The sequence below is a fragment of the Microbacterium sp. LBN7 genome (assembly GCF_045690345.1).
Taxonomy (GTDB): domain Bacteria; phylum Actinomycetota; class Actinomycetes; order Actinomycetales; family Microbacteriaceae; genus Microbacterium.
Genome location: NZ_CP147856.1, coordinates 2,851,562 through 2,872,310, shown reverse-complemented (window position 1 = coordinate 2,872,310; position 20,749 = coordinate 2,851,562). Strand labels below are relative to the sequence as shown.

The 20,749-nt window shown below is 70.9% G+C and carries 26 protein-coding genes; 18 read left to right on the top strand and 8 right to left on the bottom strand.

Annotation, left to right across the window (positions count from 1 at the left end; translation table 11 throughout):
* Position 1: 1 nt before the first annotated feature.
* From LBN7_RS13835 to LBN7_RS13825, 3 genes are read left to right on the top strand one after another with little or no spacing between them, the layout of a single operon-like run.
* The gene (locus LBN7_RS13835; RefSeq protein WP_407359982.1) at positions 2-1,285 is read left to right on the top strand and encodes a kynureninase; all 1,284 of its coding nucleotides are present in this window, start codon (positions 2-4) and stop codon (positions 1,283-1,285) included.
* The gene (locus LBN7_RS13830) at positions 1,275-2,237 is read left to right on the top strand and encodes a PaaX family transcriptional regulator C-terminal domain-containing protein (RefSeq protein ID WP_407359981.1); all 963 of its coding nucleotides are present in this window, start codon (positions 1,275-1,277) and stop codon (positions 2,235-2,237) included. The genes LBN7_RS13835 and LBN7_RS13830 overlap by 11 nt, the downstream gene beginning before the upstream one ends.
* A complete protein-coding gene (locus LBN7_RS13825) occupies positions 2,186-2,386 on the top strand; it encodes a hypothetical protein (protein WP_341947650.1) in 201 nt (66 codons plus the stop codon). The genes LBN7_RS13830 and LBN7_RS13825 overlap by 52 nt, the downstream gene beginning before the upstream one ends.
* Here the strand turns inward: LBN7_RS13825 and LBN7_RS13820 are convergent.
* Complete coding sequence (locus LBN7_RS13820; protein WP_407359980.1) at positions 2,383-2,937, bottom strand: FBP domain-containing protein; 555 nt, start codon at positions 2,935-2,937, stop codon at positions 2,383-2,385. The two genes, LBN7_RS13825 and LBN7_RS13820, sit on opposite strands and share 4 nt — an antisense overlap.
* Positions 2,938-3,178: 241 nt before the next feature.
* Here LBN7_RS13820 and LBN7_RS13815 point away from each other — a divergent pair, with 241 nt between their 5' ends.
* Complete coding sequence (locus LBN7_RS13815; protein ID WP_341947648.1) at positions 3,179-3,526, top strand: hypothetical protein; 348 nt, start codon at positions 3,179-3,181, stop codon at positions 3,524-3,526.
* A gap of 55 nt (positions 3,527-3,581) precedes the next feature.
* Here LBN7_RS13815 and LBN7_RS13810 read toward each other — a convergent pair whose 3' ends face one another.
* The gene (locus tag LBN7_RS13810) at positions 3,582-3,986 is read right to left on the bottom strand and encodes a hypothetical protein (RefSeq protein ID WP_116635549.1); all 405 of its coding nucleotides are present in this window, start codon (positions 3,984-3,986) and stop codon (positions 3,582-3,584) included.
* A 194-nt stretch (positions 3,987-4,180) separates the two neighbouring features.
* Here LBN7_RS13810 and LBN7_RS13805 point away from each other — a divergent pair, with 194 nt between their 5' ends.
* A complete protein-coding gene (locus tag LBN7_RS13805; protein ID WP_116635548.1) occupies positions 4,181-4,366 on the top strand; it encodes a CsbD family protein in 186 nt (61 codons plus the stop codon).
* A gap of 32 nt (positions 4,367-4,398) precedes the next feature.
* Here the strand turns inward: LBN7_RS13805 and LBN7_RS13800 are convergent, their stop codons facing one another.
* A complete protein-coding gene (locus LBN7_RS13800; protein ID WP_162836769.1) occupies positions 4,399-4,563 on the bottom strand; it encodes a hypothetical protein in 165 nt (54 codons plus the stop codon).
* Positions 4,564-4,688: 125 nt separating this feature from the next.
* Between LBN7_RS13800 and LBN7_RS13795 the strand changes: the two genes are divergently transcribed.
* The 4 genes from LBN7_RS13795 (at position 4,689) to LBN7_RS13780 (ending at position 8,383) form a co-directional block, all read left to right on the top strand.
* Positions 4,689-4,955 (top strand): Rho termination factor N-terminal domain-containing protein, encoded by a 267-nt coding sequence (locus LBN7_RS13795; RefSeq protein ID WP_407359979.1) that lies wholly within the window; start codon positions 4,689-4,691, stop codon positions 4,953-4,955.
* 6 nt (positions 4,956-4,961) lie between these two features.
* Positions 4,962-6,062 (top strand): YbdK family carboxylate-amine ligase, encoded by a 1,101-nt coding sequence (locus LBN7_RS13790; RefSeq protein ID WP_407359978.1) that lies wholly within the window; start codon positions 4,962-4,964, stop codon positions 6,060-6,062.
* A gap of 62 nt (positions 6,063-6,124) precedes the next feature.
* On the top strand, positions 6,125-7,510 hold the full coding sequence (locus LBN7_RS13785; protein WP_407359977.1) for an MFS transporter: 1,386 nt from the start codon (positions 6,125-6,127) through the stop codon (positions 7,508-7,510).
* 177 nt (positions 7,511-7,687) lie between these two features.
* Positions 7,688-8,383, top strand: a complete 696-nt coding sequence (locus LBN7_RS13780; RefSeq protein ID WP_407359976.1) for a DUF899 domain-containing protein — start codon at positions 7,688-7,690, stop codon at positions 8,381-8,383.
* Between the two features lie 131 nt (positions 8,384-8,514).
* Here the strand turns inward: LBN7_RS13780 and LBN7_RS13775 are convergent, their stop codons facing one another.
* Positions 8,515-9,081: an NADPH-dependent FMN reductase gene (locus LBN7_RS13775; RefSeq protein ID WP_116635544.1), complete on the bottom strand. Its 567-nt coding sequence runs from the start codon at positions 9,079-9,081 to the stop codon at positions 8,515-8,517.
* Positions 9,082-9,176: 95 nt separating this feature from the next.
* On the opposite strand from LBN7_RS13775, the gene LBN7_RS13770 reads away from it, so the two are divergent.
* The 5 genes from LBN7_RS13770 to LBN7_RS13750 all read left to right on the top strand — a co-directional run bounded on the left by LBN7_RS13770 (position 9,177) and on the right by LBN7_RS13750 (position 12,168).
* A complete protein-coding gene (locus LBN7_RS13770) occupies positions 9,177-10,034 on the top strand; it encodes an endo alpha-1,4 polygalactosaminidase (RefSeq protein ID WP_407359975.1) in 858 nt (285 codons plus the stop codon).
* Between the two features lie 86 nt (positions 10,035-10,120).
* A complete protein-coding gene (locus LBN7_RS13765) occupies positions 10,121-10,378 on the top strand; it encodes a hypothetical protein (RefSeq protein WP_407359974.1) in 258 nt (85 codons plus the stop codon).
* A gap of 43 nt (positions 10,379-10,421) precedes the next feature.
* Positions 10,422-11,099 (top strand): hypothetical protein, encoded by a 678-nt coding sequence (locus LBN7_RS13760; protein WP_407359973.1) that lies wholly within the window; start codon positions 10,422-10,424, stop codon positions 11,097-11,099.
* A complete protein-coding gene (locus tag LBN7_RS13755; protein WP_407359972.1) occupies positions 11,096-11,683 on the top strand; it encodes a hypothetical protein in 588 nt (195 codons plus the stop codon). Before LBN7_RS13760 ends, LBN7_RS13755 begins: the two co-directional genes overlap by 4 nt.
* Positions 11,680-12,168, top strand: a complete 489-nt coding sequence (locus LBN7_RS13750; protein ID WP_116635540.1) for a hypothetical protein — start codon at positions 11,680-11,682, stop codon at positions 12,166-12,168. The genes LBN7_RS13755 and LBN7_RS13750 overlap by 4 nt, the downstream gene beginning before the upstream one ends.
* On the opposite strand, the gene LBN7_RS13745 is transcribed toward LBN7_RS13750, so the two are convergent.
* The 4 genes from LBN7_RS13745 to LBN7_RS13730 are packed head-to-tail and all read right to left on the bottom strand — an operon-like array spanning position 12,055 to position 17,060.
* Positions 12,055-13,320, bottom strand: coding sequence for a hypothetical protein (locus LBN7_RS13745; RefSeq protein ID WP_407359971.1), 1,266 nt, complete (start codon positions 13,318-13,320; stop codon positions 12,055-12,057). The genes LBN7_RS13750 and LBN7_RS13745 overlap by 114 nt on opposite strands.
* Before the next feature lie 34 nt (positions 13,321-13,354).
* Positions 13,355-14,689 (bottom strand): NtaA/DmoA family FMN-dependent monooxygenase, encoded by a 1,335-nt coding sequence (locus LBN7_RS13740; RefSeq protein WP_407359970.1) that lies wholly within the window; start codon positions 14,687-14,689, stop codon positions 13,355-13,357.
* The gene (locus tag LBN7_RS13735) at positions 14,686-16,014 is read right to left on the bottom strand and encodes an LLM class flavin-dependent oxidoreductase (protein WP_407359969.1); all 1,329 of its coding nucleotides are present in this window, start codon (positions 16,012-16,014) and stop codon (positions 14,686-14,688) included. Before LBN7_RS13735 ends, LBN7_RS13740 begins: the two co-directional genes overlap by 4 nt.
* Complete coding sequence (locus LBN7_RS13730; RefSeq protein ID WP_341947634.1) at positions 16,011-17,060, bottom strand: LLM class flavin-dependent oxidoreductase; 1,050 nt, start codon at positions 17,058-17,060, stop codon at positions 16,011-16,013. The genes LBN7_RS13735 and LBN7_RS13730 overlap by 4 nt, the downstream gene beginning before the upstream one ends.
* Positions 17,061-17,234: 174 nt before the next feature.
* Between LBN7_RS13730 and LBN7_RS13725 the strand changes: the two genes are divergently transcribed.
* Genes LBN7_RS13725 through LBN7_RS13710 form a run of 4 tightly spaced genes read left to right on the top strand, consistent with a single transcriptional unit; the run spans position 17,235 to position 20,707 of the window.
* Positions 17,235-18,056 (top strand): DUF427 domain-containing protein, encoded by an 822-nt coding sequence (locus LBN7_RS13725; protein WP_407359968.1) that lies wholly within the window; start codon positions 17,235-17,237, stop codon positions 18,054-18,056.
* A complete protein-coding gene (locus tag LBN7_RS13720; protein ID WP_407359967.1) occupies positions 18,053-19,069 on the top strand; it encodes a DMT family transporter in 1,017 nt (338 codons plus the stop codon). Before LBN7_RS13725 ends, LBN7_RS13720 begins: the two co-directional genes overlap by 4 nt.
* Positions 19,066-19,455 (top strand): DUF427 domain-containing protein, encoded by a 390-nt coding sequence (locus tag LBN7_RS13715; RefSeq protein WP_407359966.1) that lies wholly within the window; start codon positions 19,066-19,068, stop codon positions 19,453-19,455. The genes LBN7_RS13720 and LBN7_RS13715 overlap by 4 nt, the downstream gene beginning before the upstream one ends.
* A gap of 4 nt (positions 19,456-19,459) precedes the next feature.
* Entirely contained in the window at positions 19,460-20,707 is a 1,248-nt protein-coding gene (locus tag LBN7_RS13710; RefSeq protein WP_407359965.1) for a catalase, read from the top strand.
* The last annotated feature ends 42 nt before the right edge of the window (positions 20,708-20,749 follow it).

The window sequence follows — 20,749 nt, the reverse complement described above, 5'->3', positions numbered from 1 at the left end:
CATGACCGACCTCCTCGACACCGCCCGCGCCCTCGATGCCGCCGACCCGCTCGGTGCGCACCTCGATGCGTTCCTCGACGCCCCCGGCGTCACGGCGTACCTCGACGGCAACTCGCTCGGCCGCCCGCTGCGCGACATCCCCGAGAAGCTCGCGACGTTCGTGCGCGAGGACTGGGGCACGCGACTGATCCGCTCGTGGGACGAGCAGTGGATGGACCTGCCGATGGAGCTCGGCGACCGCATCGGCCGCGTCGCCCTGGGCGCCGCGGCCGGACAGACCGTCGTCGCCGACTCGACCAGCGTGCTCATCTACAAGCTCATGCGCGCCGCCCTTCGACACGCTCAGGGATCGACGGGGCGAGCTCAGGGATCGACGGATGGGCGTCAGGGCACGAACGGCGCGCCTGCGCGGACCGAGCTCGTCATCGAGGCGGGCAACTTCCCGACCGACCGCTTCCTCGCCGAAGGCGTGGCAGCCGAGGCCGGCATGACGCTGCGCTGGCTCGACCCCGACCCGGTGCGGGGTGTGACCGTGGCCGACGTGCACCACGCGGTGTCGGAGCGCACCGCGCTCGTCTCGCTCAGCCACGTGGACTACCGCTCGGGCGCCCTCGCCGACATGGAGGCGATCACGGCGGCCGTGCACGAGTCGGGCGCGCTGATGATGTGGGACCTGTGCCATTCCGCCGGTGTCGTCCCGATGCAGCTCGACGCCTGGGGGGTCGACATGGCCGTGGGGTGCACGTACAAGTACCTCAACGGCGGACCCGGCTCCCCCGCGTTCGCGTACCTCCGCCACGACCTGCAGGGCGTGCTGCGCCAGCCCATCCAGGGGTGGTGGAGTGCGGCCGACATCTTCGCGATGGGTCCCGAGTACGCCCCGGCAGGCGACATCCGGCAGCTGCTCAGCGGCACTCCGCCGGTGACGTCCATGCTCGCGATGCAGGGGATGCTCGACCTCATCGAGCAGGCGACGATCGCTGAGGTGCGGGCGAAGTCGACATCGCTGACCGAGCTCGCGGTGCAGGCCTACGACGAGGTCCTCGCCCCCCTCGACGTGCGCCTGCTCAGCCCGCGCGATCCGCAGCTCCGCGGCGGCCACGTGACGATCGGCCACCCCGACTTCCGCGAGGTCACCCGGCGCCTGTGGGAGGACGGGATCATCCCCGACTTCCGCTTCCCCGACGGCATCCGCCTCGGGCTCTCGCCGCTGAGCACGTCGCACGTCGAGACGGTGACGGGCATCCTCGCCGTGCGCGACGCCCTGAAGTCCGATGGACGCTGACCCTTCGACAGGCTCAGGGACCCAGGGAGGCTCAGGGACCCAGGCGGGCTCGGGGAGCCCGGGAGGCTCAGAGACCCAGGGAGGCTCAGGGACCCAGGGAGGCTCAGGGACCCAGGCGGGCTCGGGGAGCCCGGCCGTGCTGGACGACATCGATGCGCGACCCGGAAGCACCGCGTCGCTGCTGCGCACGCTGATCGGGCTCTACCTGCGGCCGCTGGGCGGAGAGATCTCGGCCGCCGACCTTGTCGCGCTCGCGGGCGATCTCGGCATCCCCGCCGCACAGGCACGGACCGGCATCACGCGGCTGAAGCAGAAGGGCCTCCTCGTCCCGGAGCGCTCCGAGACGATCGGGTACCGCCTGAACCCGGCTGCCGTCGGGATGCTGGAGCGCGGTGACCGTCGCATCTTCGAGATGCGCGAGATGACGGATGCCGACACCTGGTGCCTCGTGTCGTTCTCGGTCCCCGAGAGCGCCCGCAGCGTGCGTCACCAGCTGCGCCGCCGGCTGCAGTGGATCGGCGCCGGCAACGTGTCACCCGCCCTCTGGATCTGCCCGGGACACCTCCAGGACGAGGTGCTCGAGATCCTCGACGACCTCGGTGCCCGCCCCTGGACCACCCTGTTCCGGGCGTCCGACCCGCTGCCTGCCGGCTCGCTGATCGACGCCGCGGCGCACTGGTGGGATCTCGAGGCGCTGCGCGCCGAGCACCTCGCCTTCCAGGACTCGCTCGCGGCCCTTCCCGCCGAACCCTTCGCGGCGTACGTGCGGCTGATCGACCGCTGGCGCGTGCTGCCGTACACCGACCCCGGCCTGCCGCCGTCGATGCTGCCGTCGGACTGGCCGGCGCGCCGCAGCTTCGACGAGTTCGCCCGGCTGTCGGTCGGCCTTGCCGAGCCCGCGTGGGAGCACGTCCGGGCGGTCACCCGGCGGGACGCGCCGTCGTCGCCCTGACCACGAGCCGCGTCGGAAGGGTCACGTGCGTCTGCTCGATCGGCTCCGGCCTCGACGGAATCCGCCGGGTCGAGCCCGGCGGATTCCGCCTCTGGGTCGGCGGCGCCTGCGATGACGAGGAGACGGTGGCGACGTTCGAGATCGCCTAGGCCATCGTCCCCGCGACCTCGCGCAGGAACCCTGTGACGTGCTCCTGCAGGCGCAGGATGCGCATCTCGCGCGCGAGCTCGCGGTCGTAGCCCTGGTACGCCAGCGGGGGCAGGACCCGCACGTTGCGGGAGCATCCGAACTCCGCGCACGCGAGGTTGCCGACGGTGTCGCCCTTGCGACCGGCCGCGCCCGCCTTGCGTGCCACGAACAGCTGCACGTCGTTGCGGAGCGTGACGTCCTCGCACCAGGAGCACTGCGCGCGGGCGAGCACGCGCTGCTCGGCGCGCTGCAGCACGACGCCGACGGGAGCATCGTCGATCCAGGCCACGACGTAGGCGCGGCGCGGCATCTTCGGATCGGTCCAGCCGAGGTAGTCGAGCTTGTCGAAGTCGATGTCCGCGAAGTCGGCGGGGAGGTGGAGGTCGGAGACCTCCTTGCGGGAGGCGTTGATGAAGGAGGCGCGGATGGCGCGCTCGTCGATGGGACGCATGAGAGAGGTGCTTTCGGAGTGGTCGCCGCAGCGGGCGAGTCGATCGGAGGTGGAGGTCACCGGCGATGGATGCCGGGTATGACTCAGCACCGGGGACGGGGGTTCCGCCTCCGGCTGGTCCTCAGCCTCTGTCCGCGGCGCGGGGGGCGCCTGCGGCTCCGTTCTGCGCCGGAACGGCGCTCATCGAAAACAGCACCCGGCGAGCTTACACCTGTTTGTTTCACTCCGTGTCGGTGCGCCTATCGCCCCGCGGGATGCCGACCTACGCTTTCGGAAACGCCCGATCATGAAGGAGACCACCGTGTCCACGCCGCTGAACCGCCTTTCGCCCCTCCCGGTGCGTGAGCGTGCGGCGTGCATGTGCCAGCACGGCGACCGGTGCTCCTCGTTCGCTCCCGGCCACGCCCTGCACCTGATCCAGGCGCGCATCGCCTCGGCGACGCCGGCCGAATGGGTCGACGGCATCGTGGAGTCGGCGGATGCCGTGACCGGCGACCTCGTCGTGCGCGGGCTCGACGGCGCGGCGCACGCACTGTGGAACGGCTCGGGCGCCTCGCTCGAAGCGGGCCCCGGCACGCCGGTGGCCCTGCACGCGCGCTACGGCGTGCTCGCGATCGGGCGCACGCAGTACAACGTCGCCGCGGCCTGAGCCCTCCGGGCCCCAATCCCCGCTGGGTGCCTGGGTCCCTGAGCCTGTCGAAGGGTCAGGCGCTCGCCATCATCATGTCCTTCATGGCCATGCACGCGTCCATGCAGGCCTGGCATGCCTGAGCGCACATCCTGCAGACCTCGCTGTGGTCGGCGTGCTTCATGCACTCGTCCATGCAGAGCTGACACATCGCGATGCAGGCGTTGAGCATCGACATCATGGTGGCGGGGGTCATCCCCTGCATCCGCATCATCGAGCGCATCATCGTATTGCACATGTCGGCGCAGTTCATGCATGCCGGCGCGCAGTCCATCAGCTGAGTGGAGCACACCGTACAGGCCTGCTCGCAGGCCGAGCACGCGTCCATACAGGCCTGCAGGACGGACATGTCCATCATGGCCATGTCATCGGTCATCGACTCCATGTTCTTCGACATGGCGCCCATCATCATCGAGTCCATCGCACACCGCTTCCTTCTTCGAGAGGTCCGCGGGCAGGACACCCGCCTGGCGCCAGGCTAGTCCTTCGACGGAGCCACGTCGACGGGTTCGGCATCGTTGACACGGCACCTGCGGATTGTCAATCCCTTGGCCGTCTTCGCCGCGGTTTGCGAGGGTGTGAAGGCAAACGATCCGCCTAGGAGAGGAGCAGCACATGAGTGCCGCAGATGACATCAAGAACGCCGCCGAGAAGGCCGCCGGCAAGGCGAAGGAAGGCCTCGGCAAGGTCACGGACAACGAGCGGCTCGAAGCCGAGGGCAAGGCCGACCAGGTCAAGGCCTCAGCCAAGCAGGCCGGCGAGAACGTGAAGGACGCCGCCAAGACGGCTTTCGACAAGTGAGGCCCGCCGACGGGCGGGCCTCACTTGTGGGGTCAGGCCCGTCGGCTCCCGCTGATCGCACGGATCAACCAGGCGATCACGGCGATGGCCAGCAGGACCAGTCCGACCCAGAGCAGGAACTGAAGCGACTGCACGAGTCCGCCGGTGATCGCGAGGATCACAGCGACGACGATGACGATGATCAACAGAATGTTCATCAGATTTCCTTTCGCCGGGGCACAGTGCGCCCGTCTACAGCGACCAAACGTAGCCACGTACGACTTTCCCCGTCAGGGGGTTGACTCAGGTACCTCCCAGGTGCCATCGCAAGGAGCTGAGGATCATGCCGGGCAGACGGAACAACTCTCTGAAGGATCCGGAACTCTACGAGGAGCTCCGCGATGACGGAGCATCCAAGGAGAAGGCCGCACGCATCTCGAACGCCGCGGCCAGAGACGGACGCAAGGCGGTCGGCCGCCGCGGCGGCGAGAGCGGCGACTACGAGGACTGGACCGTCCCCGAGTTGAAGAAGCGCGCCAAGGAGCTGGGCCTGACCGGCTACAGCGGGAAGCGGAAGCCCGAGCTCATCTCCGCCCTCCGGAATCACTGACCCGCGATGGCGCGATTCGGCATCGAGGAGGAGTTCCTCCTTCTCGACGAAGACGCCCTCGTGCCCCTGGCGATGGCCGCGGGCACGCGGGAGCGCTTCACGCGGCTCCGCACCGGCGGCAGCGTCACGGCCGAGTACCTGACCTCGCAGCTCGAGACCGCCACCGAGCCGGTCGATGACCGTGCCGAGGCCGAGACGCAGCTGCGCCACCTGCGCGGCCTGGTCGGATGGCATGCGCAGGAGCAGCGGGCGATCGCCGCCGCCACCGGACATCCGTTCGCCACGACGCGGACGTCGATCGTCTCCCCCTCCCCGCACTACGACGATGTCGCCTTCCGTCTCGGGCATCTCAGCCGCGACCACGAGGTGAACGGTCTGCACGTCCACGTCGAGATCGCCGACGACGAGGAGCGGGTCCGCGCGCTCAACCGGATCCGCGGCTGGCTCCCCGTGCTGCTGGCCCTCACCGGCAACAGTCCCTTCGCCAACGGCCTCGACACGGCGTTCGCCAGCTGGCGGAGCGTGCTGATCCACCGTCTCCCCTCGTCCTGGTGCCCGCCCCGGTTCCACGACCTCGAGGACTACCGGGGCCGCATCCGGCAGCTCCTCGACCTGGATGCGATCGGCGAGACGGCGTCGCTGTCCTGGGCCGTGCGCCTGTCGGAGCGCTTCCCGACGGTCGAGGTCCGGGTGTTCGACGCGCAGCTGGAGCCCGAGGACTCCGTGCTCGCCGCCGTGCTCTGCCGCGCCCTCCTGCTCTCGGACGACCGCTCCCTGCGGGGCGACCGACTCGACGCGGTCGATGCGTCGCTGTGGACGGCCGCGCGCTCCGGCATGGAGGCACGCATCATCGATCCCACGACGGGCGAGGCCGCCGATGCCTGGGCCGTCGTCGATCGGATGCGGGCCGCGAGCACGCCCGCGCTCCAGGAGTTCGGCGACGAGGACTTCGTCACCGAACGGCTCGAGCGCATCCGCAGCGACGGCACCGGCGCGACGCGGCAGCGACGTGCGGTCGCACACGAGGGCGTGCACGGACTGGCCGCGCTCCTCCGTGCGGGGACCCCGGCCCCGATCACCGGACAGGACCAGGCGCCGACCCCGTGACCCGGGCGGCGCCGTGCCCCGCGTCGCGCCCTGGGGTGGGCAGCCGGGAGTAGTCTCGGCCTGTGGCATCCTTCGCCCCCGTTCAGCGTCTCGTGATCTCGATCGCGGTGCTCGCCTCCTTCGTCACCTTCCTCGACGGCACGGTCGTCAACGTCGCGCTGCCGGCGATCAGCCGCGAGATCGGCGGTGGCATCACGACCCAGCAGTGGGTGGTCGACGCCTACCTGATCACGCTGAGCGCGCTCATCCTCCTGGCCGGCTCCGTGTCGGACGCCTACGGCCGCGTGCTGGTGATGCGCATCGGGCTGATCGCCTTCGGAGTGGCCTCGATCGCGGTGGCCGCGGCGTTCGATCCGCTGACGCTCATCATCGCCCGCGCGGCGCAGGGCGCGGCGGGAGCGCTCCTCGTTCCGAGCTCGCTCGCGCTGATCACGGCCACGATGCGCGCCGAGGTGCAGGCCAGGGCGATCGGGGTGTGGACGGCGTTCACGACCGGCGCCATGCTCGTCGGTCCGCTGCTCGGCGGCCTCTTCGTCGACTTCCTCTCCTGGCGCTTCGTCTTCCTCATCAACGTCGTCCCGATCGCCATCACGCTTCTCCTGCTCGCCCGCCTGCACCTGCCGGAGCATGAGCGCACGGTGCGGGTCGACTGGTGGAGCGGCGCGCTGTGCGCCCTCGGCCTCGGCGCGGTGGTGTTCGCGCTCATCGAGCAGCCGAACCTCGGCTGGCAGTCCCCCGCGATCTGGCTCCCCGCCCTGATCGGTGCCGGGCTGTTCGTCCTGTTCCTGCTGCGTCAGCGCACCTCCTCGACGCCGCTGATGCCGCTCTGGCTCTTCCGCGTGCGCGACTTCGGCTGGGGGAACCTGGCGACGCTCTTCGTCTACGCCGCCCTCTCGCTCAACGGCTTCGTCGTCGGCGTGTATCTGCAGCAGGGCGCGGGGCTCAGCGCCACGGCCGCCGGTCTCGCCAGCCTCCCCATGACGATCCTGATGATCCTGCTCAGCTCGCGCGCGGGAGCGTGGGCCGGGCGCTGGGGCCCGCGCATCTTCATGACGATCGGCCCGATCGTGATGGCCGGAGGCGCCCTGCTGCTGCTCACGGTCGGCGCGGACTTCGACTACTGGTGGCAGGTGCTCCCGGCGATGATCGTGATGGGGCTCGGGCTGTCCCTCACGGTCGCTCCGCTCACCGCGGCGATCCTCGGCGCGATCGACGAGAAGCACTCCGGCATCGCCTCGGCGGTGAACAACGCGGTGTCGCGCGTCGCGGGCCTGCTCGTGGTGGCGATGCTGTCGACGATCGTCGGCGGGGCGCTCGACCTCGGCGGCTTCCACAACGCCGCCTGGGTCACCGCGTCACTGCTGGTGCTCGGCGGCGTCGTGTCGTGGATCGGCATCCGTCGGAACCCGGTCGAGCAACGCGCCGCCGAACAGAGCACCGGCGAGTAAAGCCCTGCCGGGAAAAGCCCTGCCGAACCACCCCCTTCGGTGCGAACCGGCCCTCTGCGAACGCACATTCCAGGCCGGATCGTCCACAACGGGGTGGGTCGGCGCTGAACTCCGTTGACCCTGTCGGTGGCCGCGCGCACACTGGATGCATCGTCTCATCAGCATCCGGAGGTCACCGTGAGCACTGCCCAGACGCCCCTTCCGCCCGTCGTCGACGCCGAGACCTGGCAGCGCGAGCTCGACGCGCTGCGGGTGCGCGAGAAGGCCGCCACCCGTGAGCTCGACGCCATCGCGGCGCAGCGACGACGCCTGCCGATGGTGCGGATGCCGGACTACACGCTCATGGGCGCCGACGGCCCGGTGCGGCTCGCCGACGTCTTCGGCGAGCAGTCGCAGCTCATCGTCTACAACCACATGTGGTCCGACGGCAACGAGTGGCAGTGCCCTGGCTGCACCGGGTTCACCTCGCAGTTCACGCGCCTGGACTTCCTCGACCGCTATTACGACGCGCGCTTCGTGATCGTCACGAACGGCCCGATCGACGAGGCCGTCGCCTATCGCGACCGGGTGGGGAACCGCATGGAGTGGTACTCGAGCGCCGACAGCACGTTCGGCTCCGACGTCGGCGCGCCGCCGGACGGCGGGTTCGCGGTGAACGTGTTCCTGCGCGACGGCGACACCGTCTACCGCACCTGGCACACGAACGGGCGAGGCACCGAGCGCTTCAGTCACCTGCAGGCGCTCGTCGACGTGCTCCCGTACGGTCGGCAGGAGGAGTGGGAGGACTCGCCGGAGGGCTGGCCGCAGCACGGGACCTACGACCAGGGCATGGGGTCGAAAGAGGTCGCGCAGCTGTACGGCGCCGGAAGCTGAGGCCCGGTCCCGATCAGCTGACCCCGTCCCGTTCTGCTGACTCCTCGCCGAGATGGGCCAGCAGAACGGGACAGCGACCGCTGATCGGGACAGCGACCGCTGATCGGGACAGCGACCGCGAGCTGACCGCGTCAGGTGACGGGGCTGAGCGTCTTCGCGATGTGCGTGTGCACGGCCTTCAGCCAGGAGACGAGGAACTCGACGGTCGAGTCATCGGTGACCTCGCCGTCCTCCGTGAACAGTCCGTCGCGCATGTGGATGTACGCCTCGGGCTGCGCGAGCTCGGGCGAGGCGAGGAACGACAGGATCGAGCGCAGCTGCTGCTGGGCGACGGCCGTGCCGATCGGTCCGATCGAGCCGCCGATGACGGCGGACGGCTTGCCGGCGAAGCTGTTCTGCCCCCACGGACGGCTCGCGGTGTCGAGCGCGTTCTTCAGCACACCGGGGACCGACCGGTTGTACTCCGGAGTCACGAGGATGATCGCGTCGGACGCCTCGATGCCCTTCTTGAACTCGGCCGCCTCGGCCGGGATCGCGGCATCGTGATCCGCGGAGTAGAACGGGAGGTCGGCGATCGGGATCTCGGTGAGCGTCAGATCGGCCTGCGGCGCGAGCTTCACCAGGGCGCGCGAGAGCCGGCGGTTGATCGAGGTCGAGGAGATGCTGCCGACGAGGAAGCCGACGTTGTAGATGGTCATACCGAAGAGGTCCTTTCCAAGGTCCATGCAATTGCATATAACGCCAACGACGCCTCCCCTCGGAGAATTCCCGATCGGCGGGGTAGGTTTCTGGAGTGCTCCGTCGCCCCTCCTCCGCCCGGACGCCGCGGGCCGCGCTGGCCGCGCTGGCGGTCGGCATCCTGCTCGGACTCACGGGCTGCACCGCCGCGACCGGCGCCCCCGCGGCATCCGCTCCGCCCACCGACTGGTCGCTCCCTCCCGCGGGAGCCATGGTCGACTATCAGCTCGGCGGCGCCTACGCGCCCGCCGCAGAGGTCGCCGTCGTCGGGCGCGACCGCGCAGCCGATCCCGCTCCCGGCATCTACTCGGTCTGCTACGTGAACGGCTTCCAGACCCAGCCCGGCGAGCTCGACGCCTGGGATGCCGATCTGCTGCTGCACCGCGACGGCGACGTCGTGTTCGACCCGGACTGGCCGGATGAGGCGCTGCTCGACACGGCGACCCCGGAGAATCGTGAGCGCATCGCCGCACAGGTCGTCCCCTGGATCGACGGCTGCGCGGATGCCGGATTCGACGCGGTCGAGTTCGACAATCTCGACACCTACACGCGCTCGGACGAAGCGCTCTCCCTCGAGGACAACCTGGCGCTCGCCGCTGTTCTCGTCGACGCCGCGCACCGCGCCGGTCTCGCCGCCGGGCAGAAGAACTCCGCCGAGGATGCCGCCACGCTGCACGAGCAGGCAGGATTCGACTTCGCGGTCGCGGAGGAATGCGCGGCCTACGAGGAATGCCGCGCGTACACCGCGGTCTACGGGGATGCCGTGATCGACGTCGAGTACTCCGATGAGCTGCCGCGGACGTTCGCCGAGATGTGCGCCGACGAGGACTCCCCCGCGTCGATGGTGCTGCGCGACCGCGACCTGCTCACCCCTGCGGACGAGGGCCACGTGTTCGAGACCTGCGCGGACTGACACCCAGACGATCGCGTGCCTGTCAACGGGAGCGCCGGATCGCGACGGAACCGCGATCCTGGTGGTCCGACCAGAGAGGATCCCTCATGAGCGACCCCCGCAGCTACCCCGAGGACCACGGCCCCTTCGATGCCGCCGCAGCCGCGCCGGACGGCGAGAAGGTCTTCACGGCCGACGACCCGGCCACCCATGACGACCCCGCCGCTCCCGATGCCGTGCAGTACGGCGGTGCCCATCGAGACGGCTCCGGCACCGACGATCCCGCGGCGGACGATGCCGGGCCCGAGCTGCTGGACACCCGGACGAACACGGATCCCGACATGAGCGTCGTCGACGAGGACTGACACCGGACGGCAGTCGGGGCGAAGCCCTCGCTAGGCTGACGTCGTGACGAGGACGCAGGGGGTGGCGGCCGGTGCGCGGGCTGCCGCTGCCGGCGCGGCGCGCACGGTCGTGAGCCGCTCCGCGCTGCCGTTCTGGATCGCCGCCGCCGCGATCGTCGCCCTGCTCGCCGTGGTCATCGGCTTCGGCGGCCTTGCCCCGGCATCCCGGACGCCGGCTCAGGTCTCCGCCGGCGACGGCGCGCGCACCTCGCTGTACACCGTCTCCGTACTCGACGCGGAGCTCACCGACGCCGTCGAGAGCCAGTTCCTGGAGGCGGAACCCGGCGAGACGCTGCTCGTGGTGACGGTGCGGCTGGAGAACCTCTCCGACCGGGCGGTCGGCGTCGAGCGCTCGGCCGACCGGGTCGATTCGCGGATGATCGTCGGGCGCGAGCCGATGCTCGAGATCTCCGGCGTCGCCGTGACCGGCACGGCGCGCTCGTGGCGCGCGGACGGCTCGCCCCGCGCCGTCATCCTGCAGCCGGGCGTCCCCGCCGAGGTGACGATCGCGTGGCCGGTCGCCGACGACGACGCCACCGTGCGCGCCCTCGCCGACGGAACGGCCCGGCTCGACGTCCACGACGCGACGGAGCAGGCCGGTCAGGTCATCCTCGCAGCCTCCACGATCAGCTGGCGGCGGGCCGCGCTCAGCGCGCAGATCGAGTTGGCGGCTGCTCCGTGAAGCGCGGCGCGAAGGGCCGGGCGTCGGGCCGTGCTCTCCCCTGGGTCATCGGTGCCGTCCTCGTCCTCGTGGCCGGCGTGGTGACAGCCGCCACTCCGCCCGAGCAGGCACTGCTCGATCCGTTCGTCGTGCGCGGTGCCGCCGACGGCGGCCCGGCAACGGCTCGCACGCTCGCCGCCGTCGTGGTCGACGTCACCCGCACCGAGCACGTGACGATGACGGATGAGGAATGGGAGGCCGAGGGGAACTGGCTCGTCGTCGAGCTCGCCGTCTCCGCTCCAACGACCGAGGTCGATGCCGCGATCGGCGTGGCCAGCCTGCTGATCGACGGGCGGGTGTTCCAGGCGAGCGAACGGCCGCCGGCGACCCTTGTCGGCACGGATCTGCGCGTGGGGACGGACACGGTGGGGATGCTGGCGTTCGAACTGCCCGACGACCTGCGCTCGGGCGTCGGCGAGCTGCGGCTCAGCGGGCGCTATCCGACGCCGGAGCTCGATGACGTGATCGCCTTCCGGGTCGACCTCGACCAGGCGTCGACGGCGCCGAGCGTCGAGATCGAAGCCCCGCGTCTGGGGACGCCATGACGTCGTGGTGGCGGAGGCAGCGGGTCGCCCTCACGGCACTGATCGTGGCGGCCGCGGCTGTCGTCGCCGTGCACGTCTGGCTCGACGTGCTGCCCGCGTCGACCGGCGACCCGTCGACGGTCGAGGCAGAAGACGGCTCCGCCGAGATCGCCGGACAGACGCTCTCCGTCGAGTCCGCCCGCTGGGGCGAGTTCGAGGCTCCGGAGGGATCCCGCACCCTCAGCATCCGGATCGATTCCCGTGGCGGTTCGCAGGCGACGACCTGCGGGCTGTTCACCCTCGCCGAGGCGGAGGGCGACCGCGTCTGGAGCAACGCGCGCTCCGTGCTGGACGTGCCGTTCGACGCCGGAGAGTCGTACTGCCAGGAGGCGTCAGGGCCCTACGCCCTGCTCGCCGTCTTCCTGCTTCCCGACGACGCCGACGGCCCGTTCGTGCTCGAGGTCCCCGGCGACGGCGAGATCGCCCGGTTCCCCGTCGAGCTCTGAGTCCCGCGTCCCCATCTCGGCCTCGGGACGTCCGATGACCGCATCGAAGGCGGTGGCCACGATCGCGACGCGGAGCGGCTCGGCGATCACTCCGACGGCCACGAGCAGGAGCGGGAGGAAGGCCGCCCAGAACGACGTCTCCTGTCCGCCGAAGATGCCGAGCACGGCCTGGGAGCCGACCTGCGTCGCCCAGGCCCACACCGCGTAGGCGACCGCCAGGCATCCGAAGACGACCGGTCCGCCCCGCCAGATCAGGGCGACCGCGGCCCACAGCTCCTCGAAGCGGCGGGTGACGATCGTGACGAGGCGCGACACCGTCCCGTTCGACGCGCCCGCGAAGCGACGCAGCACGGGCGGCGTCTCATCGAACGCGGTGCCGTAGGTGACACCGGCGATGGTCAGCCAGGCAGCGGGAACGAAGACGGCCGCGACCAGGAAGCCGACGAGCCAGAGCGCACCCTCCCACAGCGCGGCGACGGGGACCAGGTTCGCGGCGAACCAGTCGCCGACTCCGTCGAGCCAGACGGCCGCAGACCGCTCGGCCAGCCACTCCTTCGTGTTCGCCCACCACTGCCCCACGAGCGTGAACAGCATGAAGGTCCAGAGCACCTCGGCGTACGCCGCGACGACGAGCGTCCACGACGGCAGCCGGGCGCCGAATCGGGCGAGGACGACACGGACGGCGAGCGCGATCACGAGCACCGCGACCGGCAGCACTCCGATGGCGACGAGCCCACCGCGGTCGCCGAGCTGGTCGAGGTCGTATCCGGCATCGCGCAGAGCGATGCTGCTGGCGATCCGGAAGAACTCGATGAGGTCGGCGTCGAGCAGACCCCAGGCCGCCGAGAACGCGAAGAACGGCAGGATCGCCGTGAGGATGGCCTGGGCGAAACGTCGCGGTCCCGGCTCCCCCTCGGGAGCGGCATGCGGCAGCGAGGGCTGCACCGTGAGGTACATCGCGACGTAGGAGATGAGTCGCGCCGCCACCGCGAGCGGGAGCAGGAGCAGACCGCCGAGCGTGGTCAGGCCGCCGACGAATCCGGCCAGCTGCACGAGCAGCTGGTGCACCGCCTCGCCGCCGAGATACCAGGCCACGAGCGCCGGCCAGTGCCGCGCGAGGATGCGCCCGAAGGTGCGGAGGGCCTGGAGCATGCCCCCACCGTATCGGGTCGGCATCGCCCGCGATTCAGCCCACCGTCTCCGCCGCACGGCGGGCGGGGCGCGTGAGACCCAGGCGCTCGCGCAGGGTGCTCTCCTCGTATGCGGTGCGCGTGAGCCCGCGGCGCTGCAGCTCCGGCACGACGAGGTCGACGAAGTCGCGGAACCCCTGCGGCTGCGTGAGGGCCTGCACGACGAAGCCGTCGGCCGCGCCGTTCTCGAAGCGCTCCTGCACGTCGTCCGCGATCTCGCGGGCGCTTCCGACCGTGACCGATTCCCAGAACGACTCCGCGTAGAGCTGACGGGGCGTGAGTCGCTCCCCCGACTGCAGACGGGCCAGCTCGCGGTTCGGCGACTTCGACTCGTTCGCGATGTCGCTGTCGGTGTCGCGGGCGACGGCGATCACGGCATCCGGATCATCGGGCAGCGCCTGCCCGATGGAGTGCGCCACGTCCTCGACGACGATCGCGTCGGGCGTCGAGGCGAGGAGGCCGCGCGCGATCGCGCGAGCCTCCTCCCCGGTCTCCGCGACGACCGGTCGCAGCTGCGGGAGGATCGCGAGGTCGTCGGCATCCCGACCGTGCGCGACGACGCGTGCCTTGAGCCCCGCGTAGAAGCGCTGCGCCTCGGCGAGGGGCAGGGAGCGGGCGAAGACGGCATCCGCTGTGGCCGCGGCGAGCTCCTGCCCTGCCTCCGATCCCCCGGCCTGGAACAGGACGGGGTACCCCTGCGGCGGACGGCTCACGTTGAGCGGGCCGCGCACCGCGAAATGCGCGCCGCGGTGCTCGGCCGTCCGCAGCCTGTCGGGGTCGGCGAACAGCCCGCTCGCCCGGTCGGCCAGGATCGCGTCGTCGGCCCAGCTGTCCCAGAGCTGCTGCACGACGTCGACGAACTCGGCACCCCGCTCGTAGCGCAGGGCATGATCGAGGTGCGCGTCGCCGCCGAAGTTGCGCGCCTCCTCGGGGTAGCGGGACGTGACGAGGTTCCAGGCCGCGCGGCCTTCGCTGATGTGGTCGAGCGAGGCGATCGCCCGTGCCGCGTGATACGGCTCGTTGTAGCTGGTCGACACGGTGGCGGCGAGGCCGATGCGGCTGGTGCGCGCGGCGAGCGCCGACAGCAGGGTCAGCGGCTCCAGCCGGGTCTGTCCGTAATGGTCGACGCCCGAGGGGAAGCGGTCCCAGAAGTACAGGCCGTCCGCGAGGAAGATCGTGTCGAACACGCCCCGCTCGGCGGTCTCCGCGAACTCGGCGTAGTAGTCGATGTCGACGTGTCGATGCGGCTCCGCCGTCTCGTGGCGCCAGCCCGAGACATGCGAGCCGCCGGGGTGGAACAGGAAGGCTCCGAGGAGCAGTCGACGGGTCATGCGGCGTACCTTCCGGCGGGTCGTTCGAGTCCGAGGTTCTCCCGCAGCGTGCTGCCCGCGTACTCGCTCGGGTAGATGCCGTGGTCGGTGAGCCGCGGCACGATGTGCTCGACGAAGCGGTCGAGGGTGTCGGGCAGGGTCGGCGCCATCAGGATGAAGCCGTCGGCGGCGCGCTGCTCGTAGCGCTCGATGAGGTGCGCGGCGAGCGTGTCGGGGGTGCCGACCGTGAACCGCTTCCGCAGCACGTCCCAGGCGAGTTCGCGCAGCGTGTAGGGGCGCTGGGCGAGCAGGTCGGCGATCGCCTGGTATCCCGACTTCGACTGGTTGAAGCTCTCGACGTCGAAGTCGAATGTGAACGGCTCGTCCACGTCGCGTTCCCCGAGGTCCACGCCCAGGTAGTGCCCGAGCAGGTCGACCTGCACGCGTTCGGGTGTGAGCTCGGCGAGCTCGCGGAACCTGTCCTCGGCATCGGCGGGACTGTCGCCGATGATGGGCGAGAACCACGGCAGCACCTTGAGGTCGTCCGCCTCGCGTCCGGCGGCGACCGCGCGTCGCCGGTAGTCGTCGTACAGCCCCTGCCCGGAGGCGAGCGATCCGCCGCCGAGCGTGAAGACGGCATCCGCGGTCTTCCCCGCCAGTGCACGGCCTGCTTCCGATGCTCCGGCCTGGAAGAGCGGCGGATGCCCCTGCACCGGTCGCGGGATGTTGAGCGGTCCGCGCACCGAGAAGTGCTCGCCGCGGTGCTGCAGGACGTGCAACTTGGCCCGGTCCGCGTAGCGTCCGGAGGCCTTGTCGAACAGGAAGGCGTCGTCGTCCCATCCGTCCCAGAGGCCGTTCACGACATCGACGAACTCCTCGCCGCGGGCATAGCGGATGCCGTGCTCGAGGTGGGCGTCGCGCCCGAAGTTGCGGGCCTCCTCGTCGCTCGCGCTCGTGACGAGGTTCCAGGCCGCGCGTCCGCCGCTGAGGTGGTCGAGCGAGGCGAGCTTGCGGGCAACGTGGTACGGCTCGTTGTACGTGGTCGACACGGTCGCCGCGAGACCGATGTTCTTCGTGCGCTGCGAGAGCGCGCTGAGGAGCGTGAAGGGCTCGAGGCGCACGTTGGTGCCGTGCTCGATGCCGGAGCGGAAGCGGTCCCAGACGTACAGCTCATCGGCCAGGAACAGCGTGGCGAAGCGCCCGTCCTCCGCCGTCTGCGCGAAGCGCGTCCAGTAGTCGAGGCCGAGATAGGAGTCCGGCTCGGCCCCCGGCGAGCGCCATCCGGTGATGTGCTCACCACCCGGATAGAACACGCCGGCGGCGAAGACGAGCGGCGCGCGGCTCATGCCGCCACCGCCGCACGGGTGGCACCGGAGAGCGCGGGGGCGACCTCGGTCGTGAAGAGCTCCAGCGCGTCCTTCTGCTCCTCGAGGTCGCGGTACAGTCCGTCGAGCTGCAGCTGCACGTGCGTCGTGTACGCGAAGGCCGGATGCCGCGCTATCGACGCGGCGATGTCGTCCGCCGTCCCGTAGTGCAGGGTGAGACGGTCGGCGATCTGCGCCGTCGAGTGGGCTTCCGGAAGGAAGTCCCTCGCCCACTCCCACTTGGCGCGGAGTCCGTCCTCGGCGCGAGCGAGCGCCTCTTCTCGGCTGCGGCCGGGGAAGATCCAGGTCGACAACCCCAGTCGAGGAGTCGCTCCGTCGGCGAGGCCCTGATGGTACGCCGCGGCCGAGACCTCCGCCGGCACCACCTGCGTCGTGCCGATCAGCACGCCTTCGCCGCGCCGCCCTGTCTCGAACGCGCTGCGCTCCGTGAGGGTTGCGTGCCACACGCGATCCGCGAGTCCCGGACGGGCCGGCGAGAGCACCTCCCCGTCGACCGTGACCGGGTGCCCGCGCAGCGCGGCCGTGAGCCTGTCGACCGACCCGAGGTACGCCCTCCTGCTCTTCTCCCGATCGTCGATCGGTGTGACGCCGAACGCCGCCGCGGTCTGCGGCTGGCCGCCGTTCGCGAGTCCGAGCTCCACACGTCCGCCGCTGAGGGCGTCGAGCACGGCAGCGTCCTCCGCCACGCGCAGCTCCTGTTCGAGCGGAAGGGTGATCGCCGCCGTGCCGAGACGCAGCCGGCTCGTCTGCGCGGCGAGCACCCCGAGGAAGACGAACGGCGACGGCAGGCCGCCGAGCCGACCGGCATCCGGCTTGGCCAGATGGAACTGCCGCACCCAGGCCGAGTCCACGCCGAGGGCCTCCGCATGCACGAACAGGTCGAGATGATCGAGGTAGGTCTGCTCGACCGCGCCGCGATGATCGGCCAGGTGGGCGAACAGTCCGATACGGAGCGGGGCGGATGCGCCGACGGGCGCGACGGAAGAAGACGCGGCAGGGGAAGACATGGCGCCACGCTAGAGCTCCGTGCGTCGGGCGCGGAGAGCGCGGTCACGAGACGTCAGCGCGCGTCATCCGGAGTCATGTGATGTCACGGGCGGCAACCGGCGGGGCGCAGGAGCACGTTCTGCTCTTGGATGGGTCTGCCCGGAGACGGGTCTGTCGTCACCCGAGGAGGACCGATGTCGGAGACCGCTGCGACGCTCGCCGTGGAACCGCGCGAGAGCGCTCGGCTGGTGCGGCGCGTTCCGCTCACGGCGCCGACCTGGCGCTGGGAGCCGAGCGAGAGATGGCTGCGCGGCTGGGTCGGTGAGCTCGCCGTCGTCGACTCCCGTCGCCCGATCCTCGTCTGGGAACCCGACGCCAAGGTGCCCGAGTACGGGTTCCCGCTGGCCGACGTCCGCACCGACCTGCTCGTCCCCGGAGAGCCGCCCGCCGCTGCGTACTACCGACCGCGTCTGCCCGCCCGGCGCTGGTTCGACCTCGTCGTGGGCGAACGACGCATTCCGTCGGCCGCATGGACCTGGGACGTCGACGAGCTCGACGGCTTCCTCGCCGTCACCTGGTTCCCGGGCGTGCTGGATCGATGGACCGAGGAGGAGGACCGCGTGTTCGCGCATCCGCGCGACCCGCGCAACCGCGTCGACGCGCTGTCCTCCACGCGGCACGTGGTGGTCCGTGACGGCAACCGCGTGCTCGCCGATTCGCGGCATCCGGTCATCGTCTACGAGACCGGGCTCCCGGCCCGCTACTATCTGCCGGCCGAGGACGTCGACTTGTCCGCGCTGACGGAGATCGACGGCTGGAGCAAGTGCCCGTACAAGGGCGAGGCGAGCAGGTACTGGGCCACCGCCGACCGCCCCGACCGTGAGATCGCGTGGTCGTACCCGGCTCCGCTTCCGGTCATCGCGCCGATCGCCGGCCGCATCGCCTTCTACTCGGAACGGCTCGACATCACCGTCGACGGCGTCGCGGTCGCCGGTCGTCGCGCGGGTCGGCCGTGACCGCCGCAGCGCGTCCGTGGGTGCCGGTCATCGCCGTCGTCGTCTCGGTCGTGCTGTGGTCGACGACCTACGGGTTGAGCGCGATCGTGCTAGTCACCGCTTCTCCCGCCGTGCTCTCGGAACTGCGGCTCGTGCTCGCCGTCCCCCTCATGCTCGGACTGGTCATCCTCCTCCGCCCCCGGCTCGGACTCCCTGCCGTCACGCGCGCGCTGCGCCGACCGGCGACCGTGGTGCTCGCGCTCACCGGCGTCGCCCTGTTCTACCTGCCGAGCAACCTCGGGCTCGTCCTCTCCACCGCCGGCACGGCTTCGCTGATGTCGGCGTCCCTCCCCGTGCTGACCGCGCTGATCGCCTGGTGGCTGATCCGGGAGAGGATCACCGCTCGGGTGCTCGCGGGGCTCGCGATCACCACAGCCGGCATCGTCGTCGCGTCGGCCGGCGCCGTCGAGTTCGGCCCCGGCGCCCTGCTGCTCGTGCTGGGCCTCGCCTCCTACGCGCTCTACACGGTGCTGCTGCGGAGATCCGGCGTGCCGGCATCCGACCGCGCGCCCGTCCCGGCGGAACCGCCGACGGATGCCGTCGTGCTCGCGACCGCGACGGCGATCTGGGGCGCGCTGCTCCTGCTGCCGTGGTTCGCGTGGGAGGTGGCGAACGGCTCGGCGGCCTGGCCCTCCGACGGCCCGGGATGGGTCAGCATCCTGTTCCTGTCGCTCATCGTGACCGGCCCCACCATGGCGCTCTACAACTACGGCGCCGAGCGCGTGCCATCCGCCGTCGCGGGCACCGCCACCGGGGCCGTCCCCGCGCTCGGCTATGCGTTCGCCGTCGCGCTCGGCGAGCCTCCCGAGCCCATCAAGGTCGTGGGCGGCACGCTCGCCTTCCTCGGCATCCTGCTCGCCGCCCTGCCCGCGCCATCGGACCGACCGGGGCGCGCGGTGAGCGAGCGGATGCCCGTCGGCTTCGCGGATCCCCGCGGAGAAGCAGCACCCCAGAGAGAAGGAGCAGTGACATGACAGATGCCGCAGTCCTGGATGCACCCGGAATCGCCACGGACGGCCTGGTGCACCTCGAACGCCATGAGGGCGTCGTGGAGGTGTGGAGCGGCGACCGGCGCATCGCCTCGAGCGCCCGCGCGATCGAGCTGCACGAGGTCGATGTGCCGACGCGACTGTACTTCCCGCGCGCCGATGTCGACCTCGCGCAGCTGCGCGCGATCGAGGGCACCACGTTCTGCCCGTTCAAGGGTGTGGCGAGTGAGTACTGGACCCTGACCGGCACCGACGACGACGCCCCCGCGGCGTGGTCGTACCCGGAGCCGATCAGCGCGTTCGCGCCCATCGCCGGGCACATCGCGTTCTACGACTCGCTCGACATCCGCGCCGTCGGCGAGCGGGCGTGACGCGATGACCAGCACGGGGACCGCGCCGCGACGTGCCGACCATCCGGCCGCCGATCCCGGCCCGGTCCCCGTGCGCATCCGGCACTCGAAGGGCGGCGGCGCCCTCGGCTTCTTCCAGACGACCGGGGATGTGAGCGCCTTCACCGCCGCATCGCTGTTCCAGCCCGACACCCGTGTCGACGTGGTCGTGCGGTTCTCCGCCACGGTGGGGTTCCGCGGCAGCCGGGAGGCATGGCGGGACCTGCGGGGCTTCGCCGTGAAGTTCCTCACGGACGACGGCGAGTACGACCTGGTCGGCAACAACTCCCCCGTGTTCTTCCTCCGCGACGAGGCCACGTTCGCCTCGCTCGTCGTGGCGCACAAGATGTACCGCGACGGGACGGTCTTCGACTACGACCGGCTGTGGGACTTCTGGACGACCCACCCAGAGACGGCTCATCAGGTCGCCTGGCTGCTGAGCGACCGCGGCATCCCCCGCTCCTGGCGACACCAGGACGGCTTCGGCTCGCACACCTATCAGTGGGTGAACGCTGCGGGCGAGCGCTTCTGGGTCAAGTACCATCTGCGCACGGATCAGGGCATCGCGTACCTGACCGACGAGCAGGCCGACGCGATCGCCGACACCGAGGTCGACCACCAGCGCGCCGATCTGCGCGCGGCGATCGACCGCGGCGAGAATCCGTCCTGGACGGTGTCGGTGCAGGTGATGCCCTACGAGGATGCGCGCACCGACGCGTTCAACGCCTTCGACCTGACGAAGGTCTGGCCCCGGGCAGAGTACCCGCTGATCGAGGTCGGGACGCTCGTGCTCGATCGCAACCCGGACGACGAGCTGGCCGAGATCGAGCAGGCCGCGTTCGCGCCCTCGAGCTTCGTGCCCGGGATCGGGCCGAGCCCCGACCCGATGCTGCTCTCCCGCATCGACGCCTATTGGCGCTTCCACCAGCACCGCGTCAAAGAGGAATACGCGAGGCGGGCGGCCGTGCCGTTCGCGCCGGTCGACGCCGGCTGGGACGAGGATCTCGCCCGGCGCGCCCGGAGCTGGGATCCCGACGACGACTTCCGCCAGGCCGGCGACCTCGTGCGCCGGGTGCTCGACGACGCGGGGCGCGAGCGGCTGCGCGCGACCGTGGTCTCACAGCTCGCCGAGATCGTCGATCCGGCGATCCGCGAGCGCGCGCTGCTGTTCTGGGATCGCATCGATGTCGCGGAGGGCGCGGAGATCCGCTCGCAGGTGCAAGCCGTTCGCTGACCGCGCGCGGAGCCTCCCGATTCGCGCGCGGTCAGCGGCGCC